General features: G+C 64.4%; 10 protein-coding genes, 1 tRNA gene and 1 other RNA gene. 8 read left to right on the top strand and 4 right to left on the bottom strand.

Features of this window, described 5'->3' with window-relative positions; all coding sequences use genetic code 11:
* Positions 1-150 precede the first annotated feature (150 nt).
* Together C3E77_RS02580 and ffs are read right to left on the bottom strand one after the other, a co-directional pair.
* The gene (locus tag C3E77_RS02580) at positions 151-438 is read right to left on the bottom strand and encodes a hypothetical protein (protein ID WP_162924889.1); all 288 of its coding nucleotides are present in this window, start codon (positions 436-438) and stop codon (positions 151-153) included.
* 74 nt (positions 439-512) lie between these two features.
* Positions 513-609, bottom strand: an RNA gene (gene ffs / locus C3E77_RS02575) — signal recognition particle sRNA small type.
* Positions 610-727: 118 nt separating this feature from the next.
* Here ffs and C3E77_RS02570 point away from each other — a divergent pair.
* Positions 728-815, top strand: a tRNA-Ser gene (locus C3E77_RS02570).
* Between the two features lie 184 nt (positions 816-999).
* Positions 1,000-1,551, top strand: a complete 552-nt coding sequence (locus C3E77_RS02565; protein ID WP_108962417.1) for a hypothetical protein — start codon at positions 1,000-1,002, stop codon at positions 1,549-1,551.
* Here the strand turns inward: C3E77_RS02565 and C3E77_RS02560 are convergent.
* Complete coding sequence (locus tag C3E77_RS02560; protein ID WP_108390203.1) at positions 1,515-2,156, bottom strand: GNAT family N-acetyltransferase; 642 nt, start codon at positions 2,154-2,156, stop codon at positions 1,515-1,517. The two genes, C3E77_RS02565 and C3E77_RS02560, sit on opposite strands and share 37 nt — an antisense overlap.
* An 84-nt stretch (positions 2,157-2,240) precedes the next feature.
* Here C3E77_RS02560 and C3E77_RS02555 point away from each other — a divergent pair, with 84 nt between their 5' ends.
* Positions 2,241-3,068 carry an aminoglycoside phosphotransferase family protein gene (locus C3E77_RS02555; protein WP_108390202.1) on the top strand — a complete coding sequence of 276 codons (828 nt, stop codon included), beginning with the start codon at positions 2,241-2,243 and terminating at the stop codon, positions 3,066-3,068.
* Positions 3,069-3,084: 16 nt separating this feature from the next.
* Here C3E77_RS02555 and C3E77_RS02550 read toward each other — a convergent pair whose 3' ends face one another.
* On the bottom strand, positions 3,085-4,107 hold the full coding sequence (locus tag C3E77_RS02550; protein ID WP_108392966.1) for a LacI family DNA-binding transcriptional regulator: 1,023 nt from the start codon (positions 4,105-4,107) through the stop codon (positions 3,085-3,087).
* Positions 4,108-4,236: 129 nt separating this feature from the next.
* Between C3E77_RS02550 and C3E77_RS02545 the strand changes: the two genes are divergently transcribed.
* The 5 genes from C3E77_RS02545 to C3E77_RS02525 all read left to right on the top strand — a co-directional run bounded on the left by C3E77_RS02545 (position 4,237) and on the right by C3E77_RS02525 (position 11,619).
* On the top strand, positions 4,237-6,270 hold the full coding sequence (locus C3E77_RS02545) for a beta-galactosidase (RefSeq protein WP_234031263.1): 2,034 nt from the start codon (positions 4,237-4,239) through the stop codon (positions 6,268-6,270).
* Positions 6,267-7,184 (top strand): carbohydrate ABC transporter permease, encoded by a 918-nt coding sequence (locus C3E77_RS02540; protein ID WP_108390200.1) that lies wholly within the window; start codon positions 6,267-6,269, stop codon positions 7,182-7,184. The genes C3E77_RS02545 and C3E77_RS02540 overlap by 4 nt, the downstream gene beginning before the upstream one ends.
* Positions 7,184-8,089 (top strand): carbohydrate ABC transporter permease, encoded by a 906-nt coding sequence (locus C3E77_RS02535; protein ID WP_108390199.1) that lies wholly within the window; start codon positions 7,184-7,186, stop codon positions 8,087-8,089. The genes C3E77_RS02540 and C3E77_RS02535 overlap by 1 nt, the downstream gene beginning before the upstream one ends.
* A gap of 96 nt (positions 8,090-8,185) precedes the next feature.
* A complete protein-coding gene (locus C3E77_RS02530) occupies positions 8,186-9,517 on the top strand; it encodes an ABC transporter substrate-binding protein (RefSeq protein ID WP_108390198.1) in 1,332 nt (443 codons plus the stop codon).
* Positions 9,518-9,522: 5 nt separating this feature from the next.
* The gene (locus C3E77_RS02525) at positions 9,523-11,619 is read left to right on the top strand and encodes an alpha-galactosidase (RefSeq protein ID WP_108390197.1); all 2,097 of its coding nucleotides are present in this window, start codon (positions 9,523-9,525) and stop codon (positions 11,617-11,619) included.
* Positions 11,620-11,676: the final 57 nt, after the last annotated feature.

Raw genomic sequence — 11,676 nt, 5'->3', positions numbered from 1 at the left:
TTGCGCGAAAGTGAGGTGAGCGAGAACGCGATTCGAAAGTTTCGAAAACGTTGTCGAAAGTGCTCAAGTGCTCGAAGCCTATTCGGGGGGTGGTTTGTTGTCAAGACCTACAAATACGTTTTTTGACGGCGAGCCCCGCCACCCCCACGCTTAGGCCGACTCGAGTTTCGCAATCTGTTCTTCAAGCCGGATCCGCTTCCGGTTGAGTCGAGCAAGCGACGTCAGCCCGAGCACGAGAGCCCTGCTCTGCGAGCCGAGCGACGGCAGGTTCCGTCGTGCGAGCTCGGCCGCAACGACCTCACGTTCACTCTCCTGATGTTCGGCGATCACCGATCGCGCTTCGAGAAACGCTGGATCGTTCAGGGGATGCTGATCTATTCGCTCCCGCACTCGGCGTAACTCATCTCGCGCCTTCGCCAGGCGACCGGTGTCAGACATCCGCGTTCCCTCCGTCATGGGTTCCATGACTCTACCGGGCGCGTTGCGCGCTCCTCCGAACGGACCCGTTAAACGGAAAAGACCCCTCGCGCACCCGCCAGAGCCCGGTTACCCTTGCTACGTTTCCGTCCTGGGGGAGTTGGCCTGGATGGCGCCACGCGAGGAGCCGTCACCCATTCTACAGACTTTGAACGGCCTGCGTGCCGCCTGCGCCGCACGCGTTCGGATGCCGCCTCAAGTCACGGTAGGATAGCTGAGGTTGATTCGCTGAGGCGATGACACCGGCTAAGGAGAATTCGCCTAGTGGCCTATGGCGCACGCTTGGAAAGCGTGTTGGGTTAACGCCCTCGGGGGTTCGAATCCCCCATTCTCCGCCACGACACAGAAATCGCTCGCCCACCAGGACGGGCGATTTCTGCTTCCGATCCCGGCCTGAGACTCGTGACGGCACCGGATAGCAGAAGGCCACGCTGTCCGCTAAGCCCCGCGGTGTCCCCCAAAGAGTGGATAGTGTTGCAGCACCCGGACACGAGAGACTGGCTCCCGGGGGACGCGGAGACGATGACAGCCACAACGGACATGACCACAGTGACGGTCAGAGTACGTCGCGGTCTTCTTGCCCAGGGCATCATTGCGCTGCTGGCCCTCAGCGTTCCCATCATGATCGTGTTGTACTGGCTGACCATTCCGGCCGGAACCTGGGGCTGGGTTGGAGCGGCCCAGTTCACTCTGCTCGTCGCCGTTCTCATTGCCGGTTACCGGTACACCCGGGTCAGTATTACGGCAACTCCCACCACGCTGTGCGAGGTCCGCTTCTTCGGTGGGGTGACCCTCACCGACATCGCAGACGTCGAGCGGGTCATCATGCTCGAGATGCATCGCACGATGGCTTCGCAACCGCGACTGCAGATGTTCGTTCTGAACTCGTCCGGCAAACCTCTTCTCCGCATGCGCGGTGAGTACTGGACCCGCAACAGCATCAACCGCATCGCGGCGCAGCTCAGCACCGTACCGATCGAGCACATCGATCATCCGGTCACGCTCGATGAGCTCCAGACCACGCGCCCGGAGATGCTCTATTGGTTCGAGCGCAGACCGATCCGGTTTCCCTGACCACCGGCATCCGCTGCAACCGAAATCGGCATACCGTACGTCGTCGCTGAGCGGGTACTCGAAGCGAGCCGTGAGAACCCCAGCCGCTCGTAAAAGGCACCGGCGTTCACGTTGTCGGCGCCCATCGTGAGATGCAGCCCCCGAACACCCCGTTCGGCGAGCGCCGCCCGAAGCGCGTCGACCAGCCGCCGGCCGAAACCCTGGCCCTGTGCGTCGGGCAGGAGGTCAATGTGGAGGTGCGCCGGGTACTCGTCCACCTCGTCGATCAGCATGCGCCGGGGGTCCGTGACACCCTCGACCACGGGTGCCTCAGCCGCACCGGTGCCGCTGTACTTGTGCGCCACGGTGGGCCACCAGGTCTCCGCAAACCACAGCGCGAACTCGCGGGTGTCGGCCGTCGCGATGACGTAACCGACCACTCGCTCACCGTTGTCGACGACGAAGGCCAGCTCCGGTTCGCGGTCGACGTACGGCAGCGCGTAGATATCGGGCAACAAATCATCTGTTGAGTACAGGCCGGTGGCATCCAATCCGGTCCTGCCTGTGCGCACGCAGACATCGTAGATGTCGGCTCTGTCACCGGGACGGTACGGGCGAATCGTCATCACCGTGCTGATTCTACGCACACCGTCATCGAGCCCGACAGCACCCCCGGCGCACCATTGCCGCGCCCTCGATAGGGTGGCGGCATGACAAGCTGGCGACCGGCATCCGTCGACGATGTGCTCATCCGCTGGTCGCTTCAGCCGCTCGGATCCGGGTTCAGCACTCCATCGTCACACCTCCAGCCGGTGCTCAGGCACGGCGGGCGTGCCATGCTCAAGGTCGCCCGCACTGAGGAAGAAGCGAACGGATGCCGGCTGCTCGCCTGGTGGGACGGCACCGGAGCCGCCCGGGTATTCGAGCACGACGACACGGCAGCGGTGCTTCCGTGGGGTGGTGCCTCACTCGTCGACATCGCGAAGGGCGGTGACGACGGCCGTGCGACCCGCGTGCTGTGTTCGGTCGCTGAACGGCTGCACTCCGTGTCCCGCCGGAAGTTCGATGAACGGCCTGACGGATTGATTCCGCTTGACTCGTGGTTCCGGTCACTGTTCCTGAGGGCCGGGACCGGGGGCTTCTACGCCCGTTCGGCGGAACTGGCCCGTCGCCTCGTCTTCGATGCGGCGGGGCCGGACGACCTCGTCGTTCTTCACGGCGATCTCCACCACGACAACGTGCTCGACTTCGGTGATTCAGGATGGTTGGCGATCGACCCCAAGTACCTCGTGGGCAATCGGGTGTTCGACTACACGAACATTCTCTGCAATCCCGTCCAGGACATTGCGGAGTCGAGATTCGACCGAAGGGTGGGTCTCATTTCGCAGCTCGCTGGCATCCCGGAGTCGACCCTTCTCGAGTGGACCGTCGCGTGGACCGGGTTAAGCGCGAGCTGGGCGGCGGAGGACCGTGACGTCGCTGCCGAACAACGCGCACTCAGAATCGGTGCCATCGCAGAAGCGTCGCTCGGTCGCTGACCACTCAGCCCCCGATTCAGGCGGAGCCGCGCCAGACGATGGGGGTCTCAAGCAGCACTCCGGCGAGGTCAGGGTCTTCGCCACGCAACTGCGCGAGAACGATCTCGGCAGCGCGCGCACCGAGGCCGGTCGCTGGCTGGTGAACTGTGGAGAGAGCCGGTTGGGTACGCTCGGCCCACGCGCTGTCATCAAAGCCCACCACGCCGATGTCGCGCGGAACCGACCGACCGGCAACCTTCATCGCGTCAATCGCACCGGCAGCAACCGCGTCGGATGCGGCGAAGATACCGTCGATCTCCGGCTCACGCGCGAGCAGGCGCTGCATGCCCTCGAACCCCGCCTTGAAGGAGTAGAACGGCACCGGCTCAACGAGCGACGGGTCGAACCGATCGCCGAGCGCTGACCGGAATCCGGCAAGCCGATCGGAGCCGGAGTCCCGGTCGAGCGCTGCTGCGATCATCCCGACCCGTGTGCGCCCCGTCTGGAGAAGACGCCTCGTGATTGCCTCCGCCGACGCCCTGTTGTCGATTCCCACGAACGGAAGGCGGCGCAAATCAGGGGGATGCCCAACGAATGCCGCCGGCAGGTCCAGGCTTTCGATGATCCTGGTTATGGGGTCGTTCTCACGCGCAGAGACGACGACAACGCCATCCACGAACCCACCGCTCAGGTACCGGGCGACCCGCCGGGTGTCGCGGTCAGAGTCGATGACAAGGCACACCATTTGATGGTCGGCACGGGACAGCGCGTCGTTGGCGCCGAGCATGATCGCGCCGATGTTCGGGTCTTCGAGAAACAGCGAGTGAGGCTCGTGGACGATAAACCCGACGGCTTCCGAGCGCTGCATGACGAGGTTCCTGGCTGCAGTGTTCGGAACGTATCCGACCTTGCTGATGGCCGCTTCGATCGCCGTCCGTGCGTCGTCTGAAACATAACGCTCCCCGTTGATGACGCGGCTGACCGTGCCGCGCGACACCCCGGCCTCGACGGCGACGTCATGAATCGTTGCGCGCTTTCGGCGGATCGGCGAGAGGGACATGGCACCACCATATCGGTCCTCCCGTTTGACAGAATCGCTCAGGCCTCCGTAATCTGTGAACGTTCACAGAGACTCAACGGTGAGGGCGTCCTCCCGGATCTGTGCACGTTCACAGAAAACCGGGAGTTCGTGAGTTCGGAACCACGTCGCACCGCGACAGCAGATCGTCCCTCGTTCGTTCACGATGGGATTGCCTTCGGCTGCGATTACAACCCTGAACAGTGGGACGTTGACACCTGGCACGAGGACGTCGACCTCATGCGTGAAGCAGGGGTCGATCTCGTCGCGATCAATATCTTTGGCTGGGCCCAGCTGGAGCCCCGGCCGGGCGAGTACGAGTTCGGTGCGCTCGACACGATCATCGACCTCCTCCACTCCGCGGGGATCCGGGTCAACCTGGGCACGGGAACATCGTCCCCTCCCCCGTGGCTGACAACGGCGCACCCGGAGATCCTGCCAACGGCCGACGATGGAACAACCCGGTTCCCCGGTGGCCGGCAGGCCTGGTGCCCAAGTTCGCCTGTTTTCCGCGAGCACGCGCTTCGACTGGTGACCGCGGTTGCCGAACGGTACGGGTCGCACCCGGCCGTTGCGCTCTGGCACGTGTCGAACGAACTCGGCTGCCACAATTCCCTCTGCTACGACGACGACACAGCTCGGGCATTCCGCCGCTGGCTCGAGGCGAAGTACGAGACCATTTCCGCACTCAATGACGCGTGGGGCACCTCATTCTGGAGCCAGCGATACAGCGACTGGCAGGAGATCCTTACTCCGCTTCGTACACTCTCCAGCCGCAACCCGGGCCAGGTTCTCGACTTCCAGCGGTTCAGCTCTGACGAACTCCTCGACTACTACCGTCGCGAGACCGAGATCCTGCGCCAGCACAGCGACATCCCCGTGACGACCAACTTCATGGTCACCGCGCACATCCGCAACCTCGACTACTGGACCTGGGCGCCGGACATGGACATCGTCGCCAACGATCACTACCTCGATCACCGGCTCGACGCCCCGGCAACTGAACTGTCGTTTGCGGCAGACCTTACCCGCGGCCTCGCCGGCGGGAATCCGTGGTTGCTGATGGAACACTCGACCGGAGCGGTGAACTGGCAACCCCACAACATCGCCAAGGGCACTGGCGAGATGATCCGGAACTCGCTGACGCACGTTGCCCGCGGCGCGGACGGCGTGTGCTTCTTCCAGTGGCGGGCGTCCCTGCAGGGTTCCGAGAAGTTCCACTCGGCCCTGGTCCCCCACGCCGGCACAGACACCGAGTTGTGGCGTGACGTCGTCGAACTCGGGGCGACCCTTGACCGGCTTGACGAGGTGACCGGAACGACCGTTGTCGCCGACGCGGCCATCCTTTTCAGCTGGCCATCATGGTGGGCGCACGATGGCGAGTCGCGGCCGTCTCACTCGGTCCGCTACCTCGACCAGGTGCACGCCGCATACCGGGCGTTGCACGAACTCGGGATCACCGTCGATGTTGTTCACCCCGACGCTGACCTCTCCCGCTATTCGCTCGTCGTAGCCCCCGGCCTCCACCTCGTCACCGACGCGCAGGCCGCCAACATCACCGACTACATCGCCGCAGGCGGGCACGCACTGGTCACCTTCTTCAGCGGCATCGTCGACGAGAACGACCGCGTGCGCGTGGGCGGGTACCCCGGAGCATTCCGGTCGGCGCTGGGCATTTCGGTCGAAGAGTTCTCGCCCATGCTTCCCGGCGAGACCACCGCGCTGGATTCAGGCGCCGGAGCGTCACTCTGGACCGAGCGTCTCCGTCTCGCCGGAGCCGAAGCTATCGCGTCGTACGTCGATGGACCGCTTCCGGGAACGCCAGCCATCACCCGGAACGAACACGGCACAGGAGCCGGCTGGTACCTCGCCACGGCACTCGACCCCGGCGACTACCGCGACCTGATGCGCACCGTCACGGCGCAGGCGGGAGTCATCGCCACCGGCCCGGAGAGCGACGGCAGCGTCGAGGTCATCCGTCGCGTCGGCTCCGATCAGAGTTACCTGTTCGCCATCAACCACGGTTCAGCCGACGTTGATATTGCCGCGCACGGCACCGACCTCATCACCGGCCAGCGAGCCGAATCCGTCATCACTGTCCCGTCAGGGTCAGTCCGCGTCATCCGAGAGGACGCCAGAGCATGAACATCCCCCTTGTTGCAACCAAGCCGGCACGGCCGGGGAAGGTGCGCGGCCCGCGCGTGAAGAACAAGAAAGCGATAGCGGTCTTCATCCTGCCTTTCGCCATCCTGTTCGTGCTGTTCTACCTCACGCCGATCCTCTACGCGGTGTACGAATCCATGCTCGTCATCCAGCGGGACGGGACTTTCGGCGAAGCGAAGGAGGTCTTCGGAGGGTTCGCGCAGTACGTTCAGGTGTTCCAGAACGGTCCGTTCTGGGCCTCGATCGGCCGGGTGCTGCTGTTCGGCATCGTGCAGGTCCCGGTCATGCTCGGGCTCGCGTTGCTCTTCGCGCTCTTGCTCGACTCCCCGGTGCTCCGCGGCAAGCGGTTCTTCCGCCTCGCCTTCTTCGTCCCGTACGCGGTGCCCGGCGTCATCGCCGCCATCATGTGGGGATTCCTCTACTCGCCGAACCTGTCGCCGTTCTCCGCCGTCACGAAGAACATCGATTTCCTCTCCGCGGATCTCGTGCTGTGGTCGATGGCGAACGTCGTCACCTGGGTCTACGTCGGCTACAACATGCTGATCATCTACTCGTCGCTGCTCTCGATCTCGCCCGACATCTATGAGGCGGCACGACTCGACGGCGCCGGGCAGATCCGCATGGCTTTCTCGATCAAGATTCCGCTCGTGATGCCCGCCATCGTGCTGACCGCAATCTTCTCGGTCATCGGAACCCTGCAACTCCTCGCTGAACCCCAGGTGTTCCGCACCTTCAGCTCGGCGGTGTCAAGCACCTTCACGCCGAACCTCGCGGTGTACTCCACCTCGGCGATCCCCAACGTCAACCTGGCCGCCGCGTTCTCCGTGATCCTCGCCCTGGCGACGTTCGTGCTCTCGTTCAGCATCCTCAAGTTCACCCAGCGGAAGGACGCCTGATGAGCGCCGTAACCACAACATCGGCACCGAAACAACGGCGCTCAAAGGCCCCTAGCCCCTCGGGTCCGAAGGAGAAGACCCTCTCACGGGTCGGCGCCATCACGGTGATGAGCGTCTTCACGCTGTACTTCCTCGTTCCGATCTGGTGGCTCTTCGTCGCTGCGAGCAAGGACCGATCGCAGTTCACGAACACCAACCCGCTGTGGTTCGCTGACTTCAACCTGATCCAGAACATCGGCGAGCTCCTCGCGTACCGCGACGGTGTCTTCCTTAAATGGATGCTGAACAGCGCCATTTACGCGGGACTCGGAGCGCTCCTCGGCACGCTCTTCGCCGGAATGTGCGGGTATGCCCTCGCGAAGTACCGGTTCCCCGGCCGCGACGCCATCTTCAACATTGTGCTCGGCGGGGTTCTCGTGCCGGCAACGGCGCTCGCCCTGCCTCTCTTCCTGATCTTCAGCCAGGTCAACCTGACCAACACCTTCTGGTCGGTGTTCCTCCCGAGCCTCGTCAGCCCGTTTGGCGTGTACCTCACGAGGATCTTTGCCGCGGAGAGTGTGCCAGACGAACTCATCGAGGCCGCGAGACTGGACGGCTCAGGAGAGGTTCGGACCTTCTTCACCGTCTCGGTGAAGCTGATGTTCCCGGCTCTCGTGACGGTGTTCCTGTTCCAGTTCGTCGCCATCTGGAACAACTTCTTCCTGCCGCTGATCATGTTGCGCGACGAGGTGCTCTTCCCGGTGACCCTCGGGCTGTACTCGTGGAACTCCCAGGTCAACCAGATCCCCGAACTTCGGGCGTATGTCCTCGTCGGGGCCCTGCTCTCGATCATCCCGCTCATCATCCTCTTCCTTCTCCTCCAACGCTTCTGGCGCAACGGCCTCGGGGCCGGAGCCGTGAAGTAGTCCGCACAATCGCACGACCGAACATCACCTGAATCACCCGCAGCACCATCCGGATACCTGTCCGGATGACAACCCGTTTGAACCCAAAGGAACACCATGAAAACAACTCCTCGAGCGGTCGCCGTCGCCCTGCTCACTACAACGGCCATCGCGCTGACCGGCTGCTCCGCCTCATCGGAGAGCGGCGGCTCGGCTGACGCAGCCGAATGCACACCCGCAGACGGTGCTGTAGACCTCACCTTCACCTCCTGGATTCCGGGGATCGAAGAAGTGGTCGACATCTGGAACGCCGAAAACCCGGACATTCAGGTCAAGGTTCAGACCGGCCCGAACGGCAACGGCGGAACGTACCAGAACTTCTTCAACCAGCTGGAAGCCGGCAACGCGCCCGACCTCGGCCAGATCGAGTACGACGCCCTCCCCAACTTCCGGGTCCAGAACGGCCTGATGAACCTCGCCGACTGTGAAGAGGTCGTCGCGGCCGAAGACTCCTTCGTCGACTGGACCTGGGGACAGGTTACGTTCGGTGAAGAGGACTCGGTCTACGCGGTCCCGCAGGACTCAGGCCCCATGGCACTCTTCTACCGCTCCGACCTGTTCGAGGCGAACGGCATCGCGATTCCGACGACGTGGGCTGAATACGAAGCCGCTGCCATCAAGATCCGTGAGCTCGGTGGATACATCACCAACTTCTCCCAGGGTGACATCAACCAGTTCGCCGGATTTGTCTGGCAGGCCGGCGGAAGCTGGTTCGAGAACGATGGCACCGACTGGACGGTAGACCTGACCGACGAGACGACGACCACCGTCGCCGACTACTGGCAGGGCCTGATCGACCGCGACCTCGTCTCCAGCTACCCCGCGTGGACGAGCGAGTGGGACAACGCCTACAACTCGAGCGAAGTCTGGACCTGGAACTCCGCAGTCTGGGGTGCAAACTCCATCGCGAGCGGCGCGCCTGACACCGCCGGAAAGTGGTCGGTTGCACCGTCTCCCCAGTGGAATGCCGGCGAAGAGGCAAGCGGTAACTGGGGTGGATCGTCAACGGCGGTCTTCACCGGTTCGGAGCACCCGTACGAAGCAGCCAAGTTCGCCCTGTGGCTGAACACCTCGGAAGAGGCGCTCACCGCGATGAACAAGAGCGCGAACATCTACCCGGCGACCAAGGAAGGCCTCAACCTCCCGGTTCTCAAGGAAGGCGTGGAGTTCTACGGCGGCCAGGCAATCTACGACGTCTTCGCCGAGGCATCCGCTCAGGTCTCCCCCGACTTCGCGTGGGGTCCGACCATGACGCAGACCTACAACGACGTCTCTGACGGATTCAAGGCCGCGGTCTCGGGCAATGGAACCCTCAAGGAAGCACTCGAGTCCGGCGAGAAGGCAACGATCGACGCACTCAAGTCACAGTCCATCCCGGTCAAGGAGTAGTTGGATTGATCTCGCACATCCGTGCCGCTGGCACCAGTTTCCTCCTGGACGCCCGCGGCACGGGTGTGCCCTCCGTCGTTCACTGGGGGCGCGACCTCGGCGCCCTCGATGAGGCGGCGCTCACCGCGGTGGCCGATGCCGCCATTCCTGCTGTACCACCCAGCTCCATCGACGTGCCGCTCCGGCTGACTCTTCTGCCCGGCCTCACCGACGGCTGGAGTGGCCGACCGGGAATCTCGGGGTTCTCCTCGGGCGACTCCCGGAACCCTGGTGCGTTTTCCCTCGTCGGGGTGGAAACGCCCGCCCAACACAAACTTCTCGTTCGACTCGCAAATACCGCAGGATCCCTGGCGATCACCGTCGAGATCGAGCTGAGCGAACACGGCGTCCTTGGGCTGCGATCGAGCATCACCAATCGAGCGTCAACTGCATTTGAGCTTGGCTCACTCGACGCCATTCTTCCTGTTCCCGACCGGGCGAGCGAGGTCCTGGACTTCAGCGGCCTGTGGACCCACGAACGTCGTCCGCAACGGCACCGGATGACCCACGGCGTCTGGAGCCGGGAGTCCCGCCATGGCCGTCCCGGCCACGATGACGCCTTCCTGCTCACGGTCGGGACACCCGGGTTCGGCTTCCGCACGGGCGAGGTATGGGCCGTCCACCTCGCGTGGAGCGGCGACAAACGCCTCTGGGCTGAGCGATCCGCCCTGGGGCCCGCAACGGTCGGCGCCGGTGAACTCCTCGCCCCCGGCGAAGCACGGGTCGAGCCGGGAGAAACCTGGACCACGCCGTGGACCATCGCCGTCTATTCAGACGCGGGGCTCGACGGACTGTCCGCGCACCTGCACCCGTGGATCCGGTCATGGTCGACCATCACCGCCCCACGGCCCGTCGTGCTCAACACGTGGGAAGCCGTCTACTTCGACCACGACCTCACCACACTGGGTGAACTGGCGGATGTCGCCGGTCGCGTCGGTGTCGAACGGTTTGTCCTCGACGACGGCTGGTTCTCCGGCCGCACCGACGACCGGCGTGCGCTCGGCGACTGGTTCGTCGACAGAGCGAAATGGCCCGACGGCCTGATGCCCCTCATCGACCGCGTGCACCGCGCGGGCATGGACTTCGGACTGTGGGTCGAGCCAGAGATGATCAACCTCGACTCGGACACCGCCCGCGAGCACCCCGACTGGGTGATCGACGCTGACGGTCTGAGCTGGCGATTCCAGCACGTGCTCGACCTCGGCAACCCTGACGCGTTCGACTGGATCTTCGCCCGGATCGATGCTCTGCTGACCGAATACCCCATCCGGTACCTGAAGTGGGATCACAACCGCGACCTGCTGACGGCATCCGCTCATCGCCAGACGACGGCGCTGTACCGCCTCATCGACGCCGTCCGCGCCGCGCACCCGACCGTCGAGATCGAGTCGTGTGCCTCGGGCGGCGCACGCATCGACCTGGGAATCCTGCGACGCGTCGACCGGGTGTGGACGAGCGACACCAACGATCCGCTCGAGCGCCAGGAGATCCAGCGCTACTCGAGTATCGTCATCCCGCCCGAGTACCTCGGCGGGCACCTGGGGGCAGCGCGGTCACACACGACGTGGCGCACCTCGGACCTCGGCTTCAGGCTTGCGACGGCGCTCTTCGGCAGCGCGGGAATCGAGTGGAACCTCACGGCGGCAGACGAAGACGAACTCGCCTCCATAGGCACGTGGATCTCGTCGTACAAGTCACTGCGAGGGCTTCTGCACTCGGGCACGGTCGTACGCGCCGACTCTTCCGACCCGGCGCTCTCGCTTCACGGTGTTGTCTCGTCCGATGGCTCGACCGGCCTGTTCGCCTACGTCGCGAGCGGAGCACCGCTCACCGCGCTGCCCGCGCCGATGCGGTTCCCCGGCCTCGACCCCGACCGGGTGTACCGCGTCGCTCCGCTCTCGGTGGGAGCCGAACCGCGTGCCATCCAGGATGCCGCCCCGCCGTGGCTCGGTAATCCTGAGGGTGTGTGCCTGACCGCTGTTGTGCTCGCAACCGTCGGGCTCCCCGCGCCACTGCTCGCACCCGAGCAGGCAGCGCTGTACTCCGTGACGGCCGTCGGGTAGCACGCGCCGTACTGCTCGCGTACCCGAACGCTGCAGATACTCGCCGTGCGCTGCAGA

Origin of the sequence: Mycetocola zhujimingii, from assembly GCF_003065425.1 — a bacterium.
In the GTDB taxonomy this organism is placed as follows: Bacteria; Actinomycetota; Actinomycetes; order Actinomycetales; family Microbacteriaceae; genus Mycetocola_A; species Mycetocola_A zhujimingii.
Note: the sequence above shows the minus strand (reverse complement) of the source record. Positions and strands in the feature narration are given on the sequence as shown.

What these genes read in the sequence shown, in the direction of transcription:
- C3E77_RS02580 (WP_162924889.1), bottom strand. Translation starts at nt 438, where the DNA reads ATGTCTGACACCGGTCGCCTGGCGAAGGCGCGAGATGAGTTACGCCGA.
- C3E77_RS02565 (WP_108962417.1), top strand. Translation starts at nt 1,000, where the DNA reads ATGACAGCCACAACGGACATGACCACAGTGACGGTCAGAGTACGTCGC.
- C3E77_RS02560 (WP_108390203.1), bottom strand. Translation starts at nt 2,156, where the DNA reads ATGACGATTCGCCCGTACCGTCCCGGTGACAGAGCCGACATCTACGAT.
- C3E77_RS02555 (WP_108390202.1), top strand. Translation starts at nt 2,241, where the DNA reads ATGACAAGCTGGCGACCGGCATCCGTCGACGATGTGCTCATCCGCTGG.
- C3E77_RS02550 (WP_108392966.1), bottom strand. Translation starts at nt 4,107, where the DNA reads ATGTCCCTCTCGCCGATCCGCCGAAAGCGCGCAACGATTCATGACGTC.
- C3E77_RS02540 (WP_108390200.1), top strand. Translation starts at nt 6,267, where the DNA reads ATGAACATCCCCCTTGTTGCAACCAAGCCGGCACGGCCGGGGAAGGTG.
- C3E77_RS02535 (WP_108390199.1), top strand. Translation starts at nt 7,184, where the DNA reads ATGAGCGCCGTAACCACAACATCGGCACCGAAACAACGGCGCTCAAAG.
- C3E77_RS02530 (WP_108390198.1), top strand. Translation starts at nt 8,186, where the DNA reads ATGAAAACAACTCCTCGAGCGGTCGCCGTCGCCCTGCTCACTACAACG.